Raw genomic sequence first — 23912 nt, 5'->3', positions numbered from 1 at the left:
GTATATACTGTTATATAACAACTGTGAAAGGGGAGAACACCTTGGCCTTTTCAATAACGGATTCTGTGGTCAGACTGTATAGTGAGATCGATCTTAATGAAGGTGAGGCACTCCGGTTATATGCGCGATATGCCGGCAGTGCAAGCAACGGCGGATACTCATTAGGCGTCATCCCAGCTCAGCCGGCAGACGGTGATGATATTCAGGAAATAAGCGGATTGAAATTTTGTATTAAACCGGATGACCGCTGGCTCGTAGATGATATGAAACTGGACTATGACGAAGGGGAAGATATCTTTTATTGTGAGTTCCCTGCGTTAAACTAAATAAAGGAACCTGTATTATAACAAAAAGTTATAAAGTTATAATGCAGGTTTTTTTATTTGTATCAAAGAAAGATTTTATGGGACACTATTGGTGGGCATTGTGCTTGTATAAAATGTCCAATATGTTTATGATGGTATCGAGAAATCTTTTACATATGTAGATGAAGGGATGATTAAATAATGTCTACTGCTTCAATTGACCAATTATCAATCAACACTATCCGTACCTTGGCTATAGATAGCATTGAGAAAGCCAAATCTGGACACCCTGGTATGCCAATGGGTGCTGCACCGATGGCTTACAGTCTTTGGACGAAATTCATGAATCACAACCCGGAAAATCCTGAATGGTTTAACCGTGACCGTTTTGTGTTATCTGCAGGGCATGGCTCCATGCTGCTTTACAGCCTGCTTCACCTTTCAGGCTATGACTTGTCCATGGAAGACTTAAAACAATTCCGCCAATGGGGAAGCAAAACGCCAGGACATCCTGAGTACAAACATACGGCTGGTGTAGATGCTACAACAGGACCGCTTGGACAAGGGATTGCGATGGCTGTAGGTATGGCAATGGCAGAACGCCATCTTGCTGCTACTTACAACAAAGACGGCTTTGAAGTTGTTGACCACCATACGTACTCTATCTGTGGAGACGGAGATTTGATGGAAGGCGTATCAGCTGAAGCTGCATCTTTAGCAGGTCATCTTGGACTCGGAAAACTTGTTGTTCTTTATGATTCAAATGATATCTCTCTTGATGGAGATCTTCATCTTTCGTTTTCTGAGAGTGTAGAAGACCGCTTTAAAGCATATGGATGGCAAGTACTTCGTGTAGAAGACGGAACAAACCTTGAAGAGATCGAAAATGCGATCGCCGAAGCAAAAAAGGATACTTCACATCCGACGTTAATCGAAGTGAAAACAGTAATCGGATACGGTTCTCCTAACAAGTCCGGTAAATCTGCTTCTCATGGTGCTCCTCTTGGATCAGATGAAGTAAAACTGACAAAAGAAGCATACAACTGGGTGTTTGAAGAAGACTTCTTCGTACCTGATGAAGTAAGTGATCACTTTGCTTCATTGAAAGAAGATAGCAAAAAGAAAGAACAGGAATGGAATGAGTTATTTGCACGCTATGAAAAAGAGCACAGTGAAGCTGCAGCTCAATTGAAAACAGCGATCGATAACAAATTACCAGAAAACTTTGATGCGAATCTTCCTGAATTTGATAAAGCTGTTGCGACAAGGGCTTCTTCAGGAAAAGCATTGAATGCTTTTGCAAAAAATATTCCATGGTTGTTTGGAGGATCTGCTGACCTTGCAGGATCAAACAACACGATGCTTACTGGAGAAACAAACTTCAGCCGTGAAAATTACAGCGGCCGCAACATCTGGTTTGGAGTAAGGGAATTTGCGATGGGTGCAGCTGTTAACGGAATGGCGCTTCATGGCGGACTGAAAGTATTCGGTGCAACGTTCTTCGTATTCTCAGACTACTTGCGCCCGGCAATCCGTCTGGCTTCCATCATGAAGCTTCCGGTAACCTATGTGTTTACCCATGACAGTGTAGCAGTTGGTGAAGACGGCCCTACCCATGAGCCGGTAGAACAGCTTGCGTCACTCCGTGCTATGCCTGGGCTTTCTGTCATCCGGCCAGCAGATGCATATGAGTCTGTTGCTGCGTGGAAGCTGGCTCTTGAAAGTGTAGATCAGCCAACTGCACTAGTATTAACAAGACAAAACCTTCCGATTCTAGAAGGGACAAAAGAAAGTGCATATGAGAATGTCAAAAAAGGTGCATATGTTATTTCTGAAGCTGAAGGTACACCTCAAGGGTTGCTGCTCGCTTCTGGTTCTGAAGTCAGCTTGGCGATCGAAGCACAGAAACAATTAAAACAAGAGGGAATCCAAGTTTCTGTTGTTTCTATGCCTTCATGGGATCGTTTTGAAAAGCAATCTGCAGAATACAAAGAGAGCGTTCTTCCTTCATCGGTAAGAACAAGACTCGGTATTGAAATGGCGGCATCTCAAGGCCTTCACAAATATGTTGGTTTGGATGGCGACACAATTGCGATTGACAAATTTGGCGCTTCAGCACCTGGAGAAAAAATCATTGCTGAATACGGCTTTACAGTCGAAAATGTATCCAATAAATTAAAAGCTTTATTGAATAAATAAGCTGTATAAACCCCGGAGAATATTTTCTCCGGGGTTTCTTTTTCGACAAAAGAAGTGGCCTCATGCTACAGCATAAGACAAGTATTTTGTAAAGAATCCATTATACTAATTGTAAAAAAGGGAGAGAGGTGGCGGTTTTGAGAGAGTATTTGATCTATAAGATAAAGGAAGATGTCGCCGAAGAGTATTTTGGGAAAGAAATCAAACTCTTTCAGCTGTTTTTGGAAGAATACAAAACCTTTACTCAGCAAAAAGAAGTATTGATGAAACAAATCCTTTACATCACCTCTCCGCTTCAGCTGAACCCTCTTCAATCGTTTATAAAACAGATGCTGCTCTCATCAAAAGGATTTCAGGCGGAAGTCCACTCTTTCCTTCTGGAGTGTGAAAAAAGCTCTGCGCGGCTCAGTTTTTCAGAACGTTATATGCTTCTTCAAAGCGTAGGCAGTTTTGAGGCGGAAACAGCCATTTTTGAAAACATACGAAAGTATGAACGCTGTTTTTTTGCGATGGATTTTAAGTATTACCGCTATGGTTGGTTGAATCCGTTAAAGGCTAGGTCAGGCTATGGGTCATAAATATTTTGGCGTGTATCTTGTAACTGATTGTCTTTTTATAGTAAACTAGTGCTAGACAACACGAAGGAGGAAGTTTTACTATGTTTTATTATATCCTTGTGGGCATTTTAGCGCTTCTTGCAGGAGTAGCAATTGGATTTTTCATTGCCCGCAAATACATGATGAATTACCTACAAAAGAATCCACCAATCAATGAAAACATGCTGCGTGTGATGATGATGCAAATGGGTCAGAAGCCGTCCCAAAAGAAAATCAATCAGATGATGAAAGCAATGAACAACCAGATGAAGTAAAAAGCCCGTACCAGCAGGCTTTTTTCATCAATTAAGATTAATCAGTTGATCATTCCTTAAGTCATTGGTTAATTTTTCTTATATCACGACAACTACCACTTTTTCTGCGTAAGATTCAGCAGAAAGGGTGGTTTTTTTAATGAACTTAGAAGATTAATGGAGGAGTATTACTAGCAATTGAAAAAGGAAGTTGATTTTTTTTTAGTTAAAGGAAATTAATTCCTTTTATCGAATGGAGTAGATATAGAGCCGAGTTGGCTAGACGTTTAGATTTTACTTTACAGGGAGAAAAGTGAGTTAGTTTAGGATGGAGAAACTCTATGATAAAAATTTATTTGCATTTATACTCTAAAGGCGAAGATCATGGAGATGCTGGATATTACGAATTTCAAACTGTCCCATCGCAGGGAGAATACTTAACTGACAATGAGAATCTGTACAAGGTTGAGATGGTAATTCATGCTCCAGGAAATGATTCAGCTGCAGCTGAAATATTTGGTGTTAAAGTGGATTTAGAGGAAGAGTTGTCGGAGAATATATCTTAGTTACATATTAAAGAAAATGAGGGCAGGTAGAACGACGATCGCAATCGCTCACCGTCTGTCCACTATTCAAGATGCTGATCTGATTCTTGGATTGTGGAAAGAGGAACTCATCAAGAACTGGTGGAAGCACGAGGCTTATATCACAAAATGTATTCCCTTCAGCAAAAAGGAAAGCTCTTCTATGATGCCAGATGATCCTCCCTGAGGAATTTTCCTTCATTTTCATTGAACTAGCGGTCTTAAATCTATAAACTAAAAGTATTACATAAAGAGGAGTAGACTTGATGGCAGACTTGAATATATGGCTGGCTTTTGGAGCTGGTTTACTGTCTTTTATCTCCCCGTGCTGCCTGCCGCTTTATCCGGCTTTCCTTTCTTATATCACAGGAATTTCAGTCAGGGAGATCAAAGAAGAAAAGGGAATGAAAAGAAAACAAGCCATGCTGCATACGGCTTATTTTTTGCTCGGTTTTTCGATCGTTTTTATCGTCCTGGGGTTATCGTCTTCATTCATCGGCAATATCTTTGTTGAATACAAAGATTTTCTTCGCCAGTTCGGAGCAATTATCATTGTTATCTTTGGCTTGATCATTTTAGGCTTATTAAAGCCGGCGTTTTTAATGAAAGACAGAAAGCTGGCTTTCAGAAACAGGCCTGCGGGATACATGGGCTCCATCTTGATCGGAATCGGTTTTTCTGCAGGATGGACACCTTGTACAGGCCCGATTCTAGGTGCAGTGATCGCTCTGGCTGTGTCCAATCCAGGAGCGGGCATGCTGTATATGGCTTTTTATGTTCTTGGTTTTGCGGTTCCTTTTTTCTTTTTAAGTTTCTTTTTGGATAAACTAAGCAGCATAAAGAGATATAATGTTCAAATAATGAAATCTGGCGGTTTTCTTATGGTCGCTATGGGGGTCATGTTATACTTTGACTGGATGACCAAGTTCACTTCGTTTCTCGTAAATCGCGTTTTTGGCGGCTTTCAAGGATTTTAAGAAGGATCACTCCTGGAAAGAAGCAGCAACGATCTTATTTTAAAAACAACAACAATTTTTTGAGCCATCTGAATAAGAAAGAAGGAAAAGATTTTGTTTTTTATTGCAAGCAGTATACTGGCAGCCGTCATGGCTGTCACCGTTATTTTTGTACGTTTGAAGGCTACGAAAAAACCTGCCTCACTTAAAAAGATTATACTTCCTCCTTTTTTCATGTCCACCGGGTTTCTCATGTTTGCATTTCCTGAGTTCCGAGTTACCTGGTGGGAGGCAGGAGAGGCGTTCCTGGTTGGCTGTCTCTTTTCCATATTTCTTATAAAAACAAGCAAGTTTGAAAAGAGGGGAGGGGAGGTATATCTTATCCGCTCAAAAGCTTTTGTAGCGATTTTGATTGCTCTTTTCCTCATACGAATGGCGATGAAGACGTACCTTGGCCATCAGATCTCCTATACAGAAACGAGCGGTCTGTTTTTTATCGTGGCGTTTGGGATGATTCTCCCCTGGAGAGTGGCGATGTATTTCGGATATCAAAAAGTGCTGAAATCATAAAAAAGGGGCTGTCCAAGAAGTCTGTAAGCTGTTGATTTCCGTTCCAGGCTGCTCGCTTTCCGCGGGGCGTGCGNNCGACTTTCTGGACAGCCCCATAAAAAAACTCGATCACCAACTGGTGATCGAGTTTTTTTATCCTAAAAGGCTCTTATAGGGAGAGAGGTCAATGTGCTTTTCGTTTAACTTTTTGATAAGCCATTTATGATCTCTTTTCGGTGTAGCGATAATGTATCCCCGTACTATAAGATCCTGCGTCATCACAGATGCTTTTTCCTGTATGGCAAGCTCGCCGATTTTTCCTGCAATCTTTTCACGGGCAACATCACGGAAAAGTTCGGGAACAGGTGTGACGAGTTCCTCCAAAAAGGCCTTTTGCTGCGGAGTCCATAAATGGATCGTCTCCTGGATATAGTAATCCTGCCAGTCCAAGATTGATTTTCCGTCTTCTTTCGGAAGCCGTTTCAAAAACTTTCGAAACATAAAATAACCGCCGATCGCAAACATTGAGATTAAAAATATTGTCCAGGCTGCAATGAATAGAAAAAAACCTGCAGACATGCTGTCCACCCCGATCAATAGGTTTCTTCAACCTTATTATGTATTCTCTAACAATTATATCTTGAGAAACAGGACGAAATCAATAAACATCTGGAAGTGTGTGAAGAGGGGAGGGAAAGATCGATTACGGGAAATAATTTATACGACAAAAAACGACATCCTCCAAAGGATTATAACAGTTCGAAAATGGAACTATAACAGTTTATTCATTGGTACAGAAAGTTATTAACACTATAACAGGTCTTGTTGTGGATAACTGTAAATAACTTAAATTGTGGATAAACCCGGGATAACTAAGCCTGCATAAATATTCATGTGTGCATAAACGCTTGGATAACCTGCTGGAAAAAGAAGTATACCTCCCTACCGTTTATGGATGCTGGGAAATAATGATCATGGCAGCAAGCGGGATGGCTTGACTTCACCTTGAAACTCACGTTACATTATCGGACAGAGAGTAATCTATTATTTTGGAGGTGCCGTACATGCGGTTAGCGGACAAAAAGGTATTGAGTCTTGTACATCATGAGTTTGAAGATCTGGAATTATGGTATCCTATTCTGCGTTTGCGGGAAGAAGGAGCTCAAGTCGATCTTGTCGGGGAGAAAGCGGGAGAAACCTATAAAGGAAAATACGGAGTACCTGCAGAATCGGATTATTCATTTGACGAGATTGATCCCTCAGACTATGATGCTTTACTCGTTCCAGGCGGGTGGGCACCCGACAAACTGAGACGTTTTTCAAAGGTTATAGAAATCGTTCAGCATATGGAAACTCATAAAAAGCCAATCGGTCAAATTTGCCATGCCGGATGGGTCCTGATCTCTGCAAAAATGCTTCAGGGTAAAAATGTAACGAGCACACCCGGGATAAAGGATGATATGGAGAATGCCGGAGCAGTGTGGCTGGATGAGGCAGTAGTCGTTGATGGCCACCTGGTCTCAAGCCGCCGTCCGCCAGACCTGCCGCCATATGTGAAAGCATTTACTGATGTACTGGCCGGTGAGTATAACTAACAATAAAAAAAGAAGGCGGCATCTGCCGTCTTCTTTTATATTTGGTTCATTCATTTTCAATGGCGGGACCATGTGGGAATCGAACCCACCGGAGACGGCACGCGCCTCCCAAGAGGTGTTGAAGACCCAGGCGAGCACCAGCTGCACTTCTGGCCCCGTGGAAGGAAGTTATTTCTTAACAAGTTCTTCCTCAAAGTAGAATGTTGAAGGATTTTCTTTCACAATGTAAGAATAGCGTTTCATGTTCTTAATAAACTTGCATCGTAAAACAGTGACCATTTCATCGGTAGCTTTAATTTTTACGGATTCACCGGCGGCAAACAGATTATTTTTCAGGTTGGTTCTCTCCCTAATTCGTAATAAAGTATTGCTTCAGCCCTGAGTAACAAACAAAAAGGAAAAAAAGAGTGAAAGTTTCACTCTTTTACTATCTTCCAGTCATAAAGTTCTTCAATCTGGCAATCTAATTCTTTTGCGATGGTCATAGCATTGCTTAGACTCATTACTTTTTTAGACTGGTAATCGTTTAACTGGTCAACAGAGATATTGGTTTTTTTTGAAAGAGCTTGGATCTTCATGTTCTTATCAGCAATTAAAGATTTAAGATTGCTTTTTTTAGGTTTATAAACGTTCAAAACGCCACCTCACTTTTAAATAGTATAACACAATGGCAATGGAATAGATAGTTTCACCCGAATAAAGCTTCACCGCAGAAGCCTGTCTGCAAATAAAATGGTACGATATGATAAGAAAAGAGAAAATACAGGGAGGTGTCTGCGATCGGAGCACAGCATATTACGATTGGAATTGCCGGCCATATTGACCATGGGAAAACAGCACTGACGAAGGCGTTGAGCGGCGTGGATACTGATACGTTAAAAGAGGAAAAAGAGCGAGGCATTACAATTGAACCCGGGATCGCTCATTTTTACCTCGGTGATGGAATCCAATCAGTTATCATTGATGTTCCTGGGCATGAACGGTTCATCCGCCAGATGATTGCTGGCTCAGCAGGAATTGATATGGTCATCCTTGTGATTGCAGCAGATGAAGGAATTATGCCGCAAACCGTTGAGCATCTTGAAATTCTTCAATTTCTGGGAATCACGGATCTAGTTTGTGCAGTTTCCAAGGCAGATAAGGTTAATGAAGAATGGAAGTCATTGCTCCTCGAAGAGATCGAAGAGATGATGAAGAGCTTCTCGTTCCTTAACCATTCTGTTCATTTTATCGACAGCTTTTCAGGAACAGGGTTGGAAGAACTGAAGTTGGAACTCCTCGGCATGGCGGAAAACGTAACCGCTAAAAATGTCTGCGGTCCATTTCGGCTGCCGATCGACCATTCGTTTACTGTAGCAGGACAAGGAACGGTTGTAAGAGGAACGATTCTAGAAGGTTCCGCCTCTGTCGGTGACACACTGCAAATGGAGCCGGGCGGAGATATAGTAAAAGTAAGGCAGCTGCAGATACACAACAGACAAGTGGATTATGCCCTGGCGGGACAAAGGGCCGCCCTGAATGTCACGGGGATCAAGCATGAGGATGTTAAAAGAGGGCATGTTCTTTTTTCTCCAGGAGAGTATCAAGTTACGGATACATTGGACATCATGCTGCTGTTAACCAAGAATCATAAGAAGATCAAGCAGCGCCAGCTCATCAAATTTTACATAGGAACTACAGAAATCATGGGTAAGATCGTATTCTTTGACAGAAACGAATCTACTGAAAAAGCGGGAGCTGCTTATTGTCAGGTTCGGTTAGTCCACCCGGTCATAGCCAAGCGGGGTGACCGGTTCATTTTGAGGCGTCCTTCTCCTGAAGAAACGATCGGCGGCGGAGAAGTGATCGATCCAAATGGTGGAAAATACCGGTTTGGAGAGGAGACTGTTGCATTCCTGAAGGAGAAAAAAGAGGGTGCTCCAGAAGAATGGATCATCCGTCACCTGCAATCACATCATTTGCTGCACGTGGATGAGATGGCAAAATTGACGGGCATCCCTGCCGTTCTGTCTGGCCATCTACAGCGTTTACTGGCTGAAAAGCACATCAAAGAGGTTTCTTCAGAACAATATGCACTGTCAGAGAGGGTTTCGGAGATAAAAAACAGGATCGTAGAAGAAGCAGCTCGCTTTCATCAGCTATATCCTTTGCGGGAAGGGTTGGATAAAGCCGAACTTCTACAGCGGCTAAAAGGATATCCTGCCTTGCTGATTGAATATGTTTTAAAAGAACTGCTCCATGAAGCTGCATTGCGGCAAAATCAGAATCTGATCGCAAAAAGCAATTTTCAGCCGGAGATTCCAAATCAATGGAAAGTGCGTTACCAACAGTTGGAGCAAAGGCTGTTTCAGCAGGGAATTGAGTCAGATCCTTTTGATCAGCTTTACGAACAGGCTGGACTGCCGAAAGGAATGCGACTGGACATCTTATCCTATTTGCGACGCACAGGCCAGGCTGTGCAAGCAGGGGGAGACAGGCTGATCCACAGCAAAGCCCTGAATTTGCATATGAAGACATTAAAGGAGAACTGTGCACCGTCCTTTTCCATACAGGAAGCAAAAACGGCATTGAAGGTATCCAGGAAATTTCTTATTCCGTTTCTTGAATTACTGGATCAGCTGGGATATACAGAACGTGCAGGTGATCATAGAAGATGGAATAAGGCATGAAAAAAACTCCGGAGTAATCGGAGTTTTTTTAAGGTTCAATGATGATCAATCTTTCTTTTCGTTCAGTAACACTGCCGATCTTTGCTGCTTGCTTTAATCCTGCGCTATGCAGATCTCTAAGATAAGCATCGGCCTGGTTCTCCGGCAGACTGACTAATAATCCGCCGGACGTAACAGCATCACATAATATCCATTGCTGTGTTTCTGTCAGCGACTCATCATACCTGATCAAATCTTCAATCCATTGATGGTTCGCTTTCGTGCCGCCTGGGACGACTCCCTGCATGGCAAGTGCTTCTGTTCCTTCGACGACCGGTGTTCTGGAATAAGAGAGAGCGACCGAAACTGATTCACTGCCTTTAGCCATCTCACTGGCGTGTCCCAGCAAACCAAATCCGGTCACATCGGTCACAGCATTAGGCTGATAGTTAGCAAGGCATTCTGCCGCGGTTTTGTTCAATGTGGCCATGATCTCCGAAACATACCGGACTTGCCCCTCATTCAAACGGTTCTGCTTGATGGCGGTTGTCTGAATGCCGATTCCGATCGGTTTTGTAAGAATAAGAGCATCGCCGGGCTTTAATCCTACATTTTTGTAGATCTGCGCCGGGTGGGCAAAGCCTGTAACAGATAAGCCGAATTTTGGCTCCTGATCATCGATGGAATGTCCTCCAACGATAAGAGCACCAGCCTCTTGCACTTTGTCGGCCGCGCCTTTTAGAATCTCCGCTAATACTTCATGGCCCAATTTTTTTAGCGGAAAACCGACAATATTTAAGACGGTTTTTGGGGTGCCGCCCATCGCATATACATCACTTAAAGCATTGGCTGCAGCAATTTGTCCGAACATATACGGATCATCTACAATGGGTGTAAAGAAATCTACGGTTTGAATCATGGCAACTTCTTCACTCAGTTTGTATACTCCTGCATCATCAGAAGTTTCCAGGCCGACGATCAAGTTAGGGTCAGCTTCTCTTTCTGGTAAATGGCACAAAACTTGTGCCAGGTCCTCGGGACCGATTTTGCAGCCTCAGCCGCCTTTGGTTGAAAACTGGGTCAAACGGATTTTATCCTGGCTTGTCATGAACTCCACCTCCTTAAATGTAGTATAAACATTTTTGAGGCGAAGTGCGAAAAAGTACAATTAAAAAAAGAGAAAGAAGAAAGGAGCAGGAACGTGAAGGAAAAGTTGAGGAGATTGCCTGCTGTGAATGCTGTTCTACAGGCCAAAGATTGGCAGGCGGAGAAATTGGAAGTTCCGGCAGAAATAATTACACGATGGGTTCAGGAAGAAATCAGTAATCTCCGGGAAGCCATACTGAAGGGCAGCTATAATGGAAAAGCTGAAAATACAGAACTACTATCCCGGGTATGTGAAGCAGTCAGCCGCAGGCTTTACGAAGAAGGTCCCTATTTGTTGAAGAAAGTAATCAATGCAACAGGTGTTGTTTTACATACGAATCTAGGGAGGGCAAGGCTGAGCAGAGCTGCCGCAGAAAGGGTGGCCGAGGCTGCGTCTTCCTATACGAACCTTGAATACAATCTTGAAGAGGGATCGAGAGGATCTCGGAATGAGGTTATTGAGAAGCAGATCACATCCATCACTGGCAGTGAAGCGGCATTGGTGGTAAACAATAATGCCGCAGCCGTTTATTTTATCCTGAATGTTTTAGCGAAAGAGAAAGAAGTTATCGTTTCGCGGGGAGAGCTTGTGGAGATTGGCGGCTCCTTTCGAGTGTCATCCATCATGGAAGAAAGCGGTGCCCGCCTGATTGAAGTGGGCACGACTAATAAAACGCATATGGCAGATTATGAACGAGCGATCACAAGTGAAACGGCTATGATTATGAAAGTCCATAGCAGCAATTTCAAAATGAGTGGCTTTACAAAAAGTATTCCTGCAATCGAACTGCTGAAATTGAAAGAAAAAAATCCGGGACTTATTTTATATGAGGATATGGGGAGCGGATCGCTCTTTCCGTTCTCGCGGTATAAGATCGGAGACGAACCTGAGATAAAGCCAGCCGTTCAGGCAGGAATTGACCTGATCTCTTTTTCCGGGGATAAATTGCTTGGCGGCCCTCAAGCGGGGATTATCGCTGGAAAGAAGGAATTAATAACCGTATTAAAAAACCATCAGCTTGCGAGGGTGCTTCGTGTAGATAAACTTACACTTGCTGCTCTGGAAGCCACTTTGCTCGCTTATCATAATGATGAGAAGGCGAAAGAGATTCCTGTTATCCGGGACATGCTGAGAACACAGGAGGAAATTCAGACACAGGCCGGAAGGATTGCAAGAAAGCTGGAAGGCACGTTCAATTGTACGGTGAAAAAAGGGTTTTCCATGCCGGGAGGCGGAACGATGCCGGATGTGCTATTGCCTGCCTATATAATAGAAGTAACGGATCGTAATCTGTCACCCTCTGAGCTTGCGGAGAAGTTAAGAAAGCAGAGAGTTCCTGTGATCGTAACGGTAAGAAACAATAAATGTGTCATCGATCCGAGGACTTTGGATGAAACGGATGAAAAGGCTCTGATTCAAACGTTCTTAAACCTAAACTAAAAGCCAACGCTTAGGTTGGCTTTTAGAGGAATTACATTTTTCCGCCGTGCTTCTGGCGGGTGTGGTTTCTGTTTTTCACTTTTTTTGATCCGCTCAGCGGTTCAGGCTGTCCTGGATTTTGACCTTTTGGGGCATTTTTGCGAATATCATCAAACCTATTATGCTCTGTCATAAGACCCTCCGTATTGAATAAATTATTCTTTGTTTTGGCATAGTAAAGACATTATGACATCAAACAAAGGAGAAAGAACAATGCCGTATCACAAAGATAAACAACAGGCTTTTCAAGATGCAGAAAAAGGATATTCTCAGGCAGTTTCTGCAAATCAGCTCATTCAAACCCAAGCTGCCGATTATGGCAGAAGGGTAAAAGAACTGAAAAAAGAAGCAGAAGAAGCACTGCAGCAGATCGATAATGCACTCGAAGTGTCCTCTGAACATCAAAGACAGCAGCTCGAGCAGTACCGTTCAGAGCTCCAAGGGTTTATTTCACAATATAACAGCTGATTTATTTTCGTTTTTTTGTCTTTTTATTGTTCTGTTTCTGTGCCTCTGTCAAAGGTTCGTTGGAAGCGTGAAGCTGTTCGTTGCCAAATTCTGTCTCGTATCCTGCGCCGCCGCCTTGAGCTTTAGCTGCATTCATTCCCGGACGGATATGATTCGCCTTCCCTTTTGCTTTTGCCATAAGATCCACCCCCCTTGTTCCTTTAGTGTGTGCAGAACAAAGAAAAAAAGCACTCCCTAATTCTGGAGTGCTTTTTATAAAAGAACAGACTATTTTTTCCTGAACCAGTCGACAAGCAGCCAGAGACCGCTTAAGCCAACCAATACATAAATGATTTGCGTTAATGCGGAACCGCTTCCAAAAATTGCGGTAACTACGTTAAAATCAAATAAACCAATCAGACCCCAGTTCAGTGCTCCGATAATTGCAAGAAGTGTAGCAAGCTGTTTTAGAATAGCCATGTGTCCTCAGCTCCTTTCCCAAGAGAGTTATTTAAGTCTCTATATCATACGAAAACGCAAATCTTTGGTGAATGGAAACGAACATAAGATTTTCTTATATTGTTTAATAACATATCTGTTATTTACTTATTGAAAGCACTTTCGTATGATAGGTAAGGGAAGGAAATTGTAGAATGAGTAAAGAGAGAATTTTGCAGTATATGTGCAACTTTTCGACAATTTTTCTCTTGTTTGGTGTATGATTGGTTTGAAGGAGGAGAGTGGAGTTATGACTAAACAACAAAATGACATTTTTAAAGCGCGTTCATCATTTAGCGCAAATGGAAAAACGTACAACTACTATCGACTGAATGCACTCGAAGAAGCGGGTGTGGGCAACGTTTCTAAATTGCCGTACTCCGTTAAAATTTTGCTTGAATCCGTTTTAAGGCAGCATGACGGCAGAGTAATTCTAAAAGAACATATTGAGAACCTAGCGAAATGGGGAACTCCAGAACTTAAGAATATCGATGTTCCTTTCAAGCCGTCACGTGTAATCCTGCAGGATTTTACGGGTGTGCCTGCTGTTGTTGACTTGGCTTCTCTTAGAAAAGCCATGAAAGATATGGGTGGAGACCCTGCTCAAATTAACCCTGACATTCCGGTTGACCTTGTAGTTGACCACTCTGTACAGGTTGATAAATATGGAACAGCTGATTCTTTAAATGTAAACATGAACCTTGAATTTGAACGAAACGAAGAGCGCTATAAGCTGTTAAGCTGGGCTCAGTCCGCGTTCGATAACTATCGTGCGGTGCCGCCTGCTACAGGAATTGTCCATCAGGTAAACCTTGAGTATCTTGCTTCTGTCGTGCAAAGCCACGAAGTAGAAGGGGAACTTGAAGCTTTCCCTGATTCACTTGTTGGAACGGACTCCCACACAACAATGATCAATGGTCTTGGTGTATTAGGATGGGGTGTCGGCGGAATTGAAGCAGAAGCTGGAATGCTTGGACAGCCATCTTATTTCCCAGTACCTGAAGTAATCGGCGTGAAGCTTGTAGGTGAACTTCCTGACGGTGCAACCGCAACTGACCTTGCGTTAAAAGTGACACAAGTTCTGCGCGAAAAGAAAGTAGTCGGCAAGTTTGTTGAATTCTTTGGACCTGGGCTTGCGGAAATGCCGTTGGCAGACCGTGCCACGATCTCCAACATGGCGCCTGAGTATGGCGCGACTTGCGGATTCTTCCCTGTAGACCAAGAAGCGCTAAACTATCTTCGGCTTACTGGAAGAAGTGAAGAGCAGATCACCCTTGTTGAAGAATACAGCAAAGCAAATGGCTTATTCTACACACCGGGAGTTGAAGATCCGATCTTCACTGACGTAGTTGAAATCGATTTAACACAAATTGAATCCAATCTTTCCGGTCCTAAACGCCCTCAAGACTTGATTCCGCTGTCTAAGATGAAAGAAGCTTTTAATAAAGCGCTTGTTTCTCCACAAGGCAACGCAGGATTCGGTTTAACAGACGAAGAGATCAACAAGGAAGTTAAAGTGAAGCATCCGAGCGGAGAAACATCTGTCTTGAAAACGGGAGCAGTTGCTATCGCTGCGATCACAAGCTGTACAAACACATCTAACCCATATGTAATGCTTGGTGCCGGGCTTCTTGCAAAAAAAGCCATTGAAAAAGGACTTAAAGTTCCAGCTTATGTGAAAACATCTCTTGCTCCTGGATCAAAAGTTGTTACAGGATATTTAGAAAAAGCAGGACTTATGTCTTACCTTGACCAATTAGGCTTTAACCTTGTCGGATACGGATGTACGACTTGTATCGGTAACTCCGGCCCACTATCTCTAGAGGTAGAACAAGGCATCGCTAAAAATGATCTTACGGTTACCTCTGTACTTTCAGGAAACCGTAACTTTGAAGGACGAATCCATCCGCTGGTAAAAGCGAACTATCTCGCTTCTCCTCCGCTTGTTGTGGCATACGCGCTTGCGGGAACGGTAAACATCGATCTTCAAAATGATTCATTTGGCAAAGACAGTGAAGGCAACGATGTTTATTTCAAAGATATCTGGCCTTCTTCTGCTGAGATTAAAGAAGCGATGAACCAAGCGGTTACACCGGAAGTGTTCAAAAAAGAATACGAAAGTGTTTTTGATGAGAACGCTCGCTGGAACGCATTAAAAACAAGTGCTGAAAAGCTTTACAGCTGGGATGCAAACTCAACCTACATTCAAAATCCGCCGTTCTTTGAAGAACTTTCTGCTGACTTGAAAGAAATTCAGCCGCTGAAAGATCTTCGCCTGATCGCGAAGTTCGGTGATTCAGTTACAACTGACCACATTTCTCCAGCAGGTGCAATCGCTAAAGATTCTCCAGCAGGAAAATATTTGATCAGAAACGGTGTAGAGCCTCGCGAGTTTAACTCTTATGGTTCACGCCGCGGTAACCATGAAGTGATGATGCGCGGAACGTTCGCCAACATTCGTATCCGCAACCAGATCGCACCTGGAACAGAAGGCGGCTGGACAACATACTGGCCGAAAAATGAAGTAATGAGCATCTATAAAGCTGCAATGAAATATAAAGAAAACAACACAGGCTTAATGGTCATTGCCGGGAAAGATTACGGAATGGGAAGTTCTCGTGACTGGGCAGCAAAAGGTACAAACCTTCTTGGTATCCAAACGGTTCTTGCTGAAAGTTTTGAACGGATCCACCGCAGCAACCTCGTGTTGATGGGTGTGCTTCCTCTTCAATTCAAAGAAGGCGAAACTGCAGAAACGTTCGGTCTTACAGGAAAGGAATCCTTTACTGTACAAGTTGATGAGAATGTAAAGCCGCGTGACGTAATTAAGGTTACGGCCGTGACTGAAGAAGGATCAAAAATTGAGTTTGAAGTCATCGCACGCTTCGACAGTGAAGTAGAGATTGACTACTACCGCCATGGAGGAATTCTTCCAATGGTTCTTCGCAACAAAATTTCCAACAAACAGCCTCAAAACTAAATGAATATTGAAGCTCTCCTTTGGGAGGGCTTTTTTATTTTTCTGAAATTTGAATAATAACATTTTTTCCTGTCCATAACAGTAACAGAATATGGATGATGGAGTGATGATTTTGAGGAAGAACAGACACATCTCGTTTAAGGACCTGGTCAGAGAAAACAAGAGGGAACTGCTGGGCGATCAGGAAGCCATGGAACGAATTGAGAAGAAACTTGAAGAAAAGCATACAAAAAAAGCCTAATGGAGACAGGAAGTTCCTGTTTCTTTTTTTATTTTGAGTAAATATTATGTAATGAAGGAGGCAGATAAATATGAGCAACCCGAAAAGACATCCGCAATCCTTTGTACCCAGCCATCTGGGGACACAGCCAAGAGAAGGAAAAGGCAATAAGGGAAAACAAATGGCCAACAAAGGCAATGAACATCCTGATTATGTGCCCACAAAAGGCTGAATAAAAAAGAGGTTCTATTGCCTGCACGTCAGCGATAGAACCTCTTTTTTGCCATTTTCCGAAAGAAAACCCTGGCATTTCCTTCTTGTTTTGTTCACTACCACCATATAAATCAACATATTTAGCGAAGTATGTAGTAGATGAGAAATAGGAGGGGTACGGTTGATAACTGCAGAAGTGAAACCATTGCCTGTCTCAACCAAGAAGGAAGATCAGGACGTTTTATATCGGGAGCTTGAATTACAGATGCAGCGTCTCGGTCATCTTGTTCCTTTTCGTGAAGAATTAAATTGGGGAAATGAAATAGGATCGGTTGAGATTGGGCCTGACTCAATCATAAATAAACTTAAAAAAGCTGCCGCTAAAAGCGACGGTGTCCTTTTGCTTTATGCAAAATTAACAAAAGGCACAGTCTATCAGCACATTATCATGCATCCGAATGTGGAAGGGTTCTATCTCCCGTTCCGGTTTGAAGAGCCATTCTTCATAACGGTGAAAAATAAAAAAATTTGGATTGGTTCCTCAGTCAGGCTTGCGGAAGAGCTTAATTGGCTCGGTATTACCATGCAGAACCTGGAGGACAAGGAAGTGGTGGATTGCTGGAACGCTTTTAAAGAATTATGCGAGCTCAGCATCGAACATCATTCGCCAATCATTATGAACAGAAATTAGCCCGGAATATTTTTTCCTCTTTGATACAAACTATGTTTGATTCAAATTTAGAGGAGGGAATCCCGATGGCTAAACCAGACGACAGAAGCAATAATGTTGAAAGGCTGCAGCAGATGGTAGAAAATACGCAGCAAAACATTCAGGAAGCAAATGAATCTGTTCAGAATACAGATATGACTTCCCAGCAAAAAGAACAGATCAAGAACAAGAACGAGAGAAGAGAAGAAAGCATTCAATCGTTTCAGAGCGAGATTGAAGATGAGCAATCTTACCGCAATAACCAATAGATAAAAGAACCGCCCCCTGCTGTAACATTCGTTGCGATAGGGGGTTTTTTGCATATTGCTTCAGCCGTGCACCTTTACTGTGTTACACTTTATTGGAATGGCGGATAAAGGAAAATATAAGACAGGTGATGACAGAACATGTTAGTTTCAGAAGCAAAAGTGGACGTAAGGTATGCAGAAACAGATCAAATGGGTGTCGTCTATCATGCCAATTACTTAATTTGGTTTGAGATTGGCCGGACGGCATTTATTGAAGATCTCGGATTCAGTTATGCACAGATGGAGAAGGATGGAATTTTATCTCCAGTCACTGAGATCCATGCCAATTATAAGAAGCCTCTAACATATGGCGATCAGGCCAAGATTTTCACATGGGTGGATGAATATACAGGACTGAAGGTAAAATACGGTTATGAAATCAGAAATTCCAAAGATGAGCTGTGTGTGACTGGGAATTCGACACATGTTTGTGTCAAAAAAGATTCATTTCGTCCCATTTCAATTAAAAAAGTTTTTCCGGATTGGCATCAGGCTTATGAAGCACAGAAAAAACAAAAGCAGGGATAATCATGGCATTCGGTTTAGCAAGACAAGAGCTGAACAATTGGAAGAAACAAGCGGCCAGCGGCAAAATTGCTTTTATTACTCATTTTTGGTATGATCCCCGCTTTCCTGATATGAAAACGGTCACGAAGGTTGGCTGTTCAGATCTGATAGCCTTAGAAGAATGGGGTAAGAAGTATGGCCTAAAGAAAGAATGGATCCATCACCGTCATGGCTATCCCCACTTTGATCTGATGGGGCACAGGCAAACAGCAATTCTTCGGGCAGAAAACAAAATGGATCAGGTAGAAAGGCTGATAAAAAAGACAGAAAAGAGGAATCGGTAATCACGATTCCTCACATTTGTTTATTCATACTGAAAATCGATCGTTTGACCGTCTTCATCCACGTCGATGTTCAGGTTATGATCATCGAAATACCACATGTCATCTCGTTCAACGTAGAATGTAATTCCATCCTTCTGAACTTCAGAACCTGCTTCTTTCGGCTGTTCTTTTGCAACTCCCAGTGAAAAGCCGCTCTGGACTGTACTGCAGCCGCCGAGCCTCACAAAAAAACGCACAAAATCTCCCGTTTTTATTTCCATTTCGTTCTTATACCATGCAACAGCAGAGTCCGTAATGTTCATCTTCATAGTAGTAAGTAAAACCTCCTTGAGAGCATGATTGTAACATTCCATTCCTCATCATTGCTACTATAGCTGAAGCCTCTCATCAAATAAAGAATTTTGTTTTAAATGAAACATGTTATAATAATATCGATACATACCGGACAGAAATACAGGTAACATATAAGGGGACAATAGTGTGAAACATAGAGTAGCAAAGGTTTTTATTTCCATGCTTCCGCAAAATGGGATCTCCCGTATTGCCGGTTCCTTGGGAAGAACAAAAATGAGCAAATGGTATGTTAAACCATATGCCAAAATGTATGACATTAACTTATCAGAAATTGAAAAACCAATACAGGACTATAAGCACCTTACTGAATTTTTTTCAAGAAAATTAAAGATCAATGCGCGCCCGATTGATAATTCGGCTGACTCGATCATTTCTCCGGTTGACGGAGTGGTATCTCAGTTTGGACGAATTCAAAAGGGGACGATCATCCAGGCGAAAGGAATCGATTATTCGGTTCATTCTTTATTGGGTGAGGAGAAAGAGGACTTTGAAGAAGGAAGCTTTATTACGATCTATTTAAGTCCAAAAGATTATCACCGCATCCATATGCCGCTTGACGGAAAAATCACTTCGAGCACGTATATACCGGGGCGTCTGTTTCCTGTCAACGATATCGGCGTTAATCATGTCAAAGGGCTCTTTACGAAAAATGAAAGACTCGTCACCTATGCTGACACAAAAGCAGGGGAGATCGCCATCGTGAAGGTCGGAGCATTCATCGTCGGAAGTGTGCAAGTGGCATACAGCGAGCCGTATAAACGGGCAAGAAAAAAGGTGCTAAAAACGGAGCATCCCTCTGAACGATATAAAAAAGGGGAAGAAATCGGCCATTTTGAATTCGGTTCGACCGTCATCTTAATCTTTCAAAACGGAAAAATGGAGCTCGATCCATCTGTCAAAGCCGGTTCAGCTGTTAAAATGGGCCAAAGAATAGGAAAGATTAAAGCCCGTTAATTACGGGCTTTTTTGCATCCTTTTAAAACGGGTATAGTGGCTTGAGCAGCGAAAAAATAAAAGAAGAAAGGAAGGAAAAGTTCATGAGCTTCTTAACAATGGAACAATTATTTCAGCAGGCGAAGGCGAATTTTTCAGTGTCCGACATCATATCACCTCATGTACGAATTCTGTTTATCCTGGAGTCCCCGCATCGCGAGGAAATCAAACATCATATACCGTTGGCCGGTTCTTCAGGGAGGTCGGTAAGCAAAGTTTTATTTGAAGGGAAACAAAGCCTGCCCTTTGGATTGTTGCTGAAAGAAAATAGCGATAAGAAACCTTATTGCCATCTTGGCATCTTGAATGTTTGCCCGTTTCCGCTGCAGAGCGCAGCGATTCCAGATAGCAAATGGGGTGATAGCCACCCTGAATTTGTGAGTGCTGCAGAAAAAGTCCGTGTGGGGAATGATAAAGATGTGTACAGGGACGAAACATGGAATGCTTTCCAGGAAATCATGCAGCAGGATTTTAACCAAAGGTTAACCGAACTTGTCAATCAGCCTTTGGTCATCGTCCCGTGCGGACGGTTTGCACAGAAACAGTTCCGGCTTGCTGATGTCCAGTCTTCCAACTGGAAAGTTGTCAGCGATGTCCCTCATCCTTCCTATAATTCCTGGTCAAAGGATCGGTATAGTGCACAGATAGCCGAGGTTACTGAGGCAGTGGGTTACATTTAAAAAAAGAAAAGCATGCTTACACCATACAGGACGGCAGTAATTCCTGCAGCAATAAGAGCGGGCTTCAGTTTGTATTTCGCATAATCAATGACTGGAAGATTCAATATCCGGGCGATCGTGTTCGTATCATCGCTGAGCGGTGATGCAAAGGCTCCGAACGTTCCACTCGCGAATACAGCTCCGATCACAAGAGGAAGGGAGATGCCGGCAGCTTGGGACATGGAGATCCCGAGCGGCATCAGAATGCCCCATGTTCCCCAGGCTGAACCAATAAAATAGGACACTGCTGCACCGAAAACGAATAGAGCAGGAGTCACGAATGCGGAAGGAATCCATCCTGAATGGTCGGTAATAAACCGCGAGAATCCCAGCTTGTCGGTCACGGAGGACAAGCCCCAGACGACGGTAAGCAGTACGATAACAGACATCAGCTCATTTCCGCCGGCAATGAAGCCCTCCATCAGGGGCCCCGTTTTCACACCTTGAAATCGGTAGTAGAAGAACGAAAACAATATGGTGATGATAAGAGCCATCACCATGGCATCTAGTACATCCGCTTTAATGAAGGCGTTAAAAAATCCTTCACTTTTTTTGCTCCCGTCCCACCAAGTGAGGAATAACGTGAGAGAAACGGCAATAATCAACGGAATGAGCAAGTTCCACGGCTTGACGGGAAGATCTTTTGACACAGCAGGATCACAGTTATGCCAGTCATCTTCCTCAGTTTCGATGGACTCATTGCTGCTCATGGGCTGTGAGCTGGAATGGTGGAAAAAGCTTAAATAAATGCCAAGGATGATCATAACAATTGAAAAAAAATTATAGGGAATGCTTTGGATAAAGAGGGAATAGGCATCGCCTTTTATCTTTTCATTCTCTAAAGCCATATCAACAATGGAAGTCATATAGCCTACAAAAGCGGTCGCGATCGGGATAAGTACAATGATCGGCGTAGCTGTAGTTTCGATGACAAACCCCAATTCCTGAGTAGACATTTTTACTTTTTTCATCAATGACCTCATGATCGGAGCAATGGTTACGAACCGGAAGCTGGGTGCGCTGAAAGTGCCGATCGTAGAAACGTAAGTTAAGAACAACGCTCCTTTTTTTGTCTGAATCCTTGAAGAGGCTGCTTCTACGAAACCGCGAATACCGCCTGAAAGTTTAATGATGCCGACCAGTCCTGAAAAAGCATAAAGAAACAACAGGATTTTCAGGTTGCTTTTATCGGTTAAGCCCTCAATGACAAAAGTGATCATTTTTTTGAGGCCGCCGATGAGGGAAGGCTCCAACAAGTAGCAGCCCGCCAGAAAGCCGATAAATAAGCCCGGCAGAACTTGCCTCGTTTTAACCGCTATGGGAATGACAACAAGAAAAGGTATGATGGACAGCCAAGTTTGATTCATAATGCCCCCCGATTCATCTGGATTGACTAATCATTATCATGTGATGCTCAAGGGAAATTATTCTTGATCGTTCATGAATCGCCAACAAAGCTTTACCGGCATACACTATTATGTATGCGCAAGATCTGTTTGCAGCATGTAGAGGTTGCATTATTTCTTCTGTCATGTTAAGGTTATGTTCGATAATAAATTGGAAGCAAAACTGTTTATATATACTTCTGTATAGGGGCATATTATATCTAAATATGTGCCTTTTTTTAAGGCCTACTTTGTTTAATAATCTTTATTTTGAACACTAAACCAGTGATTTTTAAGATTGTAAAAGATGATTTCAGGAGATTTACTTGGAAGTATAAGGAAATGGTTTTGACGAAAAAGGAGACAGTTACACATTGACAACATTCAGTGAATTAGGTTTAAGTCCCGAATTGCTAAAATCAATTAACAATATGGGTTTTGAAGAAGCTACGCCGATCCAGCGTGATACGATTCCAACCGCTCTTAATGGAACGGATCTTATCGGACAGGCTCAAACAGGAACAGGAAAAACCGCTGCTTTCGGTATTCCGTTGATCGAAAAGATCGACGTAAAAGCCCGTAAAATTCAAGGAATCGTTCTTGCTCCAACACGTGAACTCGCAGTTCAGGTCGGTGAAGAACTAAACAAGATTGGCCAATATAAGGGGATTAAAACCCTTCCGATCTATGGTGGACAATCAATCGTCAGACAGATCAAAGCACTAAAAAACAATCCGCATATTATTGTGGGTACACCAGGTCGAGTGATCGACCATATCAACAGAAAAACATTAAAGCTTGAAGACGTTCATACTGTTGTTCTTGATGAAGCAGATGAAATGCTGAACATGGGCTTTATCGAAGACATTGAAACAATCCTTGAAAATGTCCCGACTGAGCGCCATACGATGCTCTTCTCTGCTACAATGCCAAAACAGATTCAAAAGCTCGCTGAGCGTTTCATGAAAGATGTTCTTGTCATTCGTGTGAAAGCAAGTGAGATGACGGTTAAAAGCATTGAACAAGAGTATGTAGAAGTTAAAGAAAAACAAAAGTTTGATGCTCTTACCCGATTGCTTGATATTCAATCTCCAGAGCTTGCCATCGTTTTCGGCCGTACGAAGCGCCGTGTTGATGAATTGGCTGAAGCATTGAACAAGAGAGGCTATTCTGCTGAAGGAATCCATGGTGACCTTCCGCAATCGAAACGTGACATGGTTCTTCGCGCGTTTAAGAACAACACAATTGAAGTACTTGTCGCTACTGACGTTGCAGCTCGCGGATTAGACATCAGCGGTGTTTCTCACGTATATAACTTTGACATTCCACAGGATCCTGAAAGCTATGTTCACCGTATCGGACGTACAGGACGTGCGGGAAGAACAGGATATGCGGTTACGTTCATCACTCCTCGTGAGATCGATCACCTCTATACGATTGAAAAAATCACGAAGCGTAAAATGGTGAAACGTCCTGTTCCTTCACTTAACGAGGCGATTGAAGGCCAGCAGCGCATGGCGCTTGATAAGCTTCTTAACGTGATTGAAGACGGAGATATCCAAATCTACAAACAAACAGCGATGGAAATGCTTGAAGAGCATGATTCCGTATCCCTGTTGTCTGCAGCATTAAAACTGTTGACTAAAGAGCCGGATAGCACTCCGATCGAATTGACATTCGAACCGCCACTTTCGGTGAAAAAACGCCGTGACAACCGATTCGGAGACCGCCGACGCCCTCAGCGCGGCAGCAGCAACGAATCAAGAGACAAGAGAAGAAACGGAGGCAACCGCAGTGACAAACAGCGTCAAGGCGGCGGCAACCGAGACATGTCATACCGTGCGCCAAAACGCATGAGAGAAGACAAAAAAGCAAGATAACATACGAAAGGAATCTGCGAATCAGCAGGTTCCTTTTTTATTT

Annotated in this window: 30 protein-coding genes and 1 tRNA gene; 22 read left to right on the top strand and 9 right to left on the bottom strand. The window is 42.8% G+C overall.

From position 1 onward, the window contains the following. The first annotated feature begins 41 nt into the window (after positions 1–41). The 8 genes from P4361_RS13295 to P4361_RS13260 all read left to right on the top strand — a co-directional run bounded on the left by P4361_RS13295 (position 42) and on the right by P4361_RS13260 (position 5464). Positions 42–326: an iron-sulfur cluster biosynthesis family protein gene (locus P4361_RS13295; RefSeq protein WP_053354390.1), complete on the top strand. Its 285-nt coding sequence runs from the start codon at positions 42–44 to the stop codon at positions 324–326. Positions 327–506: 180 nt separating this feature from the next. After that, entirely contained in the window at positions 507–2504 is a 1998-nt protein-coding gene (gene tkt / locus P4361_RS13290) for a transketolase (protein ID WP_256226806.1), read from the top strand. 137 nt (positions 2505–2641) lie between these two features. Then, positions 2642–3082: a sporulation inhibitor of replication protein SirA gene (gene sirA / locus P4361_RS13285; protein WP_053354388.1), complete on the top strand. Its 441-nt coding sequence runs from the start codon at positions 2642–2644 to the stop codon at positions 3080–3082. An 80-nt stretch (positions 3083–3162) separates the two neighbouring features. Then, positions 3163–3375 (top strand): YneF family protein, encoded by a 213-nt coding sequence (locus P4361_RS13280; protein WP_053354387.1) that lies wholly within the window; start codon positions 3163–3165, stop codon positions 3373–3375. A 320-nt stretch (positions 3376–3695) separates the two neighbouring features. Further along, the gene (locus P4361_RS13275; RefSeq protein ID WP_062231976.1) at positions 3696–3920 is read left to right on the top strand and encodes a hypothetical protein; all 225 of its coding nucleotides are present in this window, start codon (positions 3696–3698) and stop codon (positions 3918–3920) included. A 16-nt stretch (positions 3921–3936) separates the two neighbouring features. Further along, entirely contained in the window at positions 3937–4125 is a 189-nt protein-coding gene (locus P4361_RS13270) for a hypothetical protein (protein ID WP_425590274.1), read from the top strand. A gap of 79 nt (positions 4126–4204) precedes the next feature. Next, the gene (locus P4361_RS13265; RefSeq protein ID WP_062231978.1) at positions 4205–4915 is read left to right on the top strand and encodes a cytochrome c biogenesis protein CcdA; all 711 of its coding nucleotides are present in this window, start codon (positions 4205–4207) and stop codon (positions 4913–4915) included. A 90-nt stretch (positions 4916–5005) separates the two neighbouring features. Further along, positions 5006–5464 (top strand): CcdC family protein, encoded by a 459-nt coding sequence (locus tag P4361_RS13260; RefSeq protein ID WP_091005558.1) that lies wholly within the window; start codon positions 5006–5008, stop codon positions 5462–5464. Positions 5465–5596: 132 nt separating this feature from the next. On the opposite strand, the gene P4361_RS13255 is transcribed toward P4361_RS13260, so the two are convergent. Next, positions 5597–6022 carry a DUF2621 domain-containing protein gene (locus tag P4361_RS13255; RefSeq protein ID WP_062231980.1) on the bottom strand — a complete coding sequence of 142 codons (426 nt, stop codon included), beginning with the start codon at positions 6020–6022 and terminating at the stop codon, positions 5597–5599. Positions 6023–6507: 485 nt separating this feature from the next. On the opposite strand from P4361_RS13255, the gene P4361_RS13250 reads away from it, so the two are divergent. Further along, a complete protein-coding gene (locus P4361_RS13250) occupies positions 6508–7038 on the top strand; it encodes a type 1 glutamine amidotransferase domain-containing protein (RefSeq protein WP_328089710.1) in 531 nt (176 codons plus the stop codon). Between the two features lie 60 nt (positions 7039–7098). Here P4361_RS13250 and P4361_RS13245 read toward each other — a convergent pair. Beyond that, positions 7099–7195: transfer RNA gene (locus P4361_RS13245), tRNA-Sec, on the bottom strand. A 259-nt stretch (positions 7196–7454) separates the two neighbouring features. Beyond that, entirely contained in the window at positions 7455–7673 is a 219-nt protein-coding gene (locus P4361_RS13240) for a helix-turn-helix domain-containing protein (RefSeq protein WP_053354381.1), read from the bottom strand. A 135-nt stretch (positions 7674–7808) separates the two neighbouring features. Between P4361_RS13240 and selB the strand changes: the two genes are divergently transcribed. Continuing rightward, on the top strand, positions 7809–9707 hold the full coding sequence (gene selB, locus P4361_RS13235; RefSeq protein ID WP_328089709.1) for a selenocysteine-specific translation elongation factor: 1899 nt from the start codon (positions 7809–7811) through the stop codon (positions 9705–9707). Between the two features lie 28 nt (positions 9708–9735). On the opposite strand, the gene selD is transcribed toward selB, so the two are convergent. After that, complete coding sequence (gene selD / locus P4361_RS13230) at positions 9736–10794, bottom strand: selenide, water dikinase SelD (protein ID WP_265407596.1); 1059 nt, start codon at positions 10792–10794, stop codon at positions 9736–9738. A 93-nt stretch (positions 10795–10887) separates the two neighbouring features. On the opposite strand from selD, the gene selA reads away from it, so the two are divergent. Further along, positions 10888–12273 carry an L-seryl-tRNA(Sec) selenium transferase gene (selA, locus tag P4361_RS13225; RefSeq protein WP_256226815.1) on the top strand — a complete coding sequence of 462 codons (1386 nt, stop codon included), beginning with the start codon at positions 10888–10890 and terminating at the stop codon, positions 12271–12273. Between the two features lie 31 nt (positions 12274–12304). Here the strand turns inward: selA and P4361_RS13220 are convergent, their stop codons facing one another. Next, positions 12305–12445 carry a small acid-soluble spore protein P gene (locus tag P4361_RS13220; RefSeq protein ID WP_062231995.1) on the bottom strand — a complete coding sequence of 47 codons (141 nt, stop codon included), beginning with the start codon at positions 12443–12445 and terminating at the stop codon, positions 12305–12307. 80 nt (positions 12446–12525) lie between these two features. Here P4361_RS13220 and P4361_RS13215 point away from each other — a divergent pair, with 80 nt between their 5' ends. Continuing rightward, complete coding sequence (locus tag P4361_RS13215) at positions 12526–12780, top strand: hypothetical protein (RefSeq protein ID WP_053354376.1); 255 nt, start codon at positions 12526–12528, stop codon at positions 12778–12780. Position 12781: 1 nt separating this feature from the next. Here the strand turns inward: P4361_RS13215 and sspO are convergent, their stop codons facing one another. Further along, positions 12782–12958, bottom strand: coding sequence for a small acid-soluble spore protein O (gene sspO, locus P4361_RS13210; protein WP_062231999.1), 177 nt, complete (start codon positions 12956–12958; stop codon positions 12782–12784). Between the two features lie 89 nt (positions 12959–13047). Beyond that, the gene (locus tag P4361_RS13205; protein WP_053354375.1) at positions 13048–13239 is read right to left on the bottom strand and encodes a DUF378 domain-containing protein; all 192 of its coding nucleotides are present in this window, start codon (positions 13237–13239) and stop codon (positions 13048–13050) included. Positions 13240–13507: 268 nt separating this feature from the next. Here P4361_RS13205 and acnA point away from each other — a divergent pair, with 268 nt between their 5' ends. From acnA to P4361_RS13170, 7 genes are all read left to right on the top strand, one after another. After that, positions 13508–16237 (top strand): aconitate hydratase AcnA, encoded by a 2730-nt coding sequence (gene acnA, locus P4361_RS13200; RefSeq protein ID WP_328089708.1) that lies wholly within the window; start codon positions 13508–13510, stop codon positions 16235–16237. 112 nt (positions 16238–16349) lie between these two features. Further along, positions 16350–16478, top strand: coding sequence for an FbpB family small basic protein (locus P4361_RS13195; protein ID WP_082316242.1), 129 nt, complete (start codon positions 16350–16352; stop codon positions 16476–16478). 70 nt (positions 16479–16548) lie between these two features. Next, entirely contained in the window at positions 16549–16689 is a 141-nt protein-coding gene (locus P4361_RS13190; protein WP_053354373.1) for an acid-soluble spore protein N, read from the top strand. Between the two features lie 162 nt (positions 16690–16851). Next, positions 16852–17361 (top strand): hypothetical protein, encoded by a 510-nt coding sequence (locus P4361_RS13185; RefSeq protein ID WP_091005571.1) that lies wholly within the window; start codon positions 16852–16854, stop codon positions 17359–17361. Positions 17362–17426: 65 nt separating this feature from the next. Beyond that, positions 17427–17648, top strand: coding sequence for a small acid-soluble spore protein Tlp (tlp, locus tag P4361_RS13180; protein ID WP_053354371.1), 222 nt, complete (start codon positions 17427–17429; stop codon positions 17646–17648). Between the two features lie 138 nt (positions 17649–17786). Then, positions 17787–18215, top strand: coding sequence for an acyl-CoA thioesterase (locus P4361_RS13175; protein ID WP_091005574.1), 429 nt, complete (start codon positions 17787–17789; stop codon positions 18213–18215). A gap of 2 nt (positions 18216–18217) precedes the next feature. Then, positions 18218–18538 (top strand): hypothetical protein, encoded by a 321-nt coding sequence (locus tag P4361_RS13170; RefSeq protein WP_256226820.1) that lies wholly within the window; start codon positions 18218–18220, stop codon positions 18536–18538. A 20-nt stretch (positions 18539–18558) separates the two neighbouring features. Here P4361_RS13170 and P4361_RS13165 read toward each other — a convergent pair whose 3' ends face one another. Next, positions 18559–18846: a HesB/YadR/YfhF family protein gene (locus tag P4361_RS13165; protein WP_053354368.1), complete on the bottom strand. Its 288-nt coding sequence runs from the start codon at positions 18844–18846 to the stop codon at positions 18559–18561. 172 nt (positions 18847–19018) lie between these two features. Between P4361_RS13165 and asd the strand changes: the two genes are divergently transcribed. Both asd and P4361_RS13155 read left to right on the top strand, forming a co-directional pair. Continuing rightward, complete coding sequence (gene asd / locus P4361_RS13160; RefSeq protein WP_328089707.1) at positions 19019–19846, top strand: archaetidylserine decarboxylase; 828 nt, start codon at positions 19019–19021, stop codon at positions 19844–19846. An 83-nt stretch (positions 19847–19929) separates the two neighbouring features. Further along, complete coding sequence (locus P4361_RS13155; RefSeq protein ID WP_328089705.1) at positions 19930–20565, top strand: uracil-DNA glycosylase family protein; 636 nt, start codon at positions 19930–19932, stop codon at positions 20563–20565. Here the strand turns inward: P4361_RS13155 and P4361_RS13150 are convergent. Next, positions 20562–21971 (bottom strand): Na+/H+ antiporter NhaC family protein, encoded by a 1410-nt coding sequence (locus tag P4361_RS13150; protein ID WP_328089704.1) that lies wholly within the window; start codon positions 21969–21971, stop codon positions 20562–20564. The genes P4361_RS13155 and P4361_RS13150 overlap by 4 nt on opposite strands. 392 nt (positions 21972–22363) lie before the next feature. Here P4361_RS13150 and P4361_RS13145 point away from each other — a divergent pair, with 392 nt between their 5' ends. Further along, entirely contained in the window at positions 22364–23869 is a 1506-nt protein-coding gene (locus P4361_RS13145; RefSeq protein ID WP_053354364.1) for a DEAD/DEAH box helicase, read from the top strand. Positions 23870–23912: the final 43 nt, after the last annotated feature.

Source organism: Fictibacillus sp. B-59209 (assembly GCF_036216745.1).
Lineage (GTDB): Bacteria > Bacillota > Bacilli > Bacillales > Fictibacillaceae > Fictibacillus_C > Fictibacillus_C marinisediminis.
The sequence above is the reverse complement of the archived record's forward strand: the minus strand, read 5'-3'. Positions and strand labels throughout refer to the sequence as shown.

Coding starts and splice junctions, on each gene's coding strand:
- P4361_RS13215 (WP_053354376.1), top strand. CDS start 12,526: ATGCCGTATCACAAAGATAAACAACAGGCTTTTCAAGATGCAGAAAAA.
- tkt (WP_256226806.1), top strand. CDS start 507: ATGTCTACTGCTTCAATTGACCAATTATCAATCAACACTATCCGTACC.
- P4361_RS13255 (WP_062231980.1), bottom strand. CDS start 6,022: ATGTCTGCAGGTTTTTTTCTATTCATTGCAGCCTGGACAATATTTTTA.
- P4361_RS13275 (WP_062231976.1), top strand. CDS start 3,696: ATGATAAAAATTTATTTGCATTTATACTCTAAAGGCGAAGATCATGGA.
- P4361_RS13175 (WP_091005574.1), top strand. CDS start 17,787: ATGTTAGTTTCAGAAGCAAAAGTGGACGTAAGGTATGCAGAAACAGAT.
- P4361_RS13280 (WP_053354387.1), top strand. CDS start 3,163: ATGTTTTATTATATCCTTGTGGGCATTTTAGCGCTTCTTGCAGGAGTA.
- sspO (WP_062231999.1), bottom strand. CDS start 12,958: ATGGCAAAAGCAAAAGGGAAGGCGAATCATATCCGTCCGGGAATGAAT.
- P4361_RS13205 (WP_053354375.1), bottom strand. CDS start 13,239: ATGGCTATTCTAAAACAGCTTGCTACACTTCTTGCAATTATCGGAGCA.
- P4361_RS13150 (WP_328089704.1), bottom strand. CDS start 21,971: ATGAATCAAACTTGGCTGTCCATCATACCTTTTCTTGTTGTCATTCCC.
- P4361_RS13170 (WP_256226820.1), top strand. CDS start 18,218: ATGGCATTCGGTTTAGCAAGACAAGAGCTGAACAATTGGAAGAAACAA.
- P4361_RS13250 (WP_328089710.1), top strand. CDS start 6,508: ATGCGGTTAGCGGACAAAAAGGTATTGAGTCTTGTACATCATGAGTTT.
- tlp (WP_053354371.1), top strand. CDS start 17,427: ATGGCTAAACCAGACGACAGAAGCAATAATGTTGAAAGGCTGCAGCAG.
- P4361_RS13265 (WP_062231978.1), top strand. CDS start 4,205: ATGGCAGACTTGAATATATGGCTGGCTTTTGGAGCTGGTTTACTGTCT.
- acnA (WP_328089708.1), top strand. CDS start 13,508: ATGACTAAACAACAAAATGACATTTTTAAAGCGCGTTCATCATTTAGC.
- P4361_RS13155 (WP_328089705.1), top strand. CDS start 19,930: ATGAGCTTCTTAACAATGGAACAATTATTTCAGCAGGCGAAGGCGAAT.
- P4361_RS13165 (WP_053354368.1), bottom strand. CDS start 18,846: ATGAAGATGAACATTACGGACTCTGCTGTTGCATGGTATAAGAACGAA.
- P4361_RS13220 (WP_062231995.1), bottom strand. CDS start 12,445: ATGACAGAGCATAATAGGTTTGATGATATTCGCAAAAATGCCCCAAAA.
- P4361_RS13270 (WP_425590274.1), top strand. CDS start 3,937: ATGAGGGCAGGTAGAACGACGATCGCAATCGCTCACCGTCTGTCCACT.
- P4361_RS13190 (WP_053354373.1), top strand. CDS start 16,549: ATGAGCAACCCGAAAAGACATCCGCAATCCTTTGTACCCAGCCATCTG.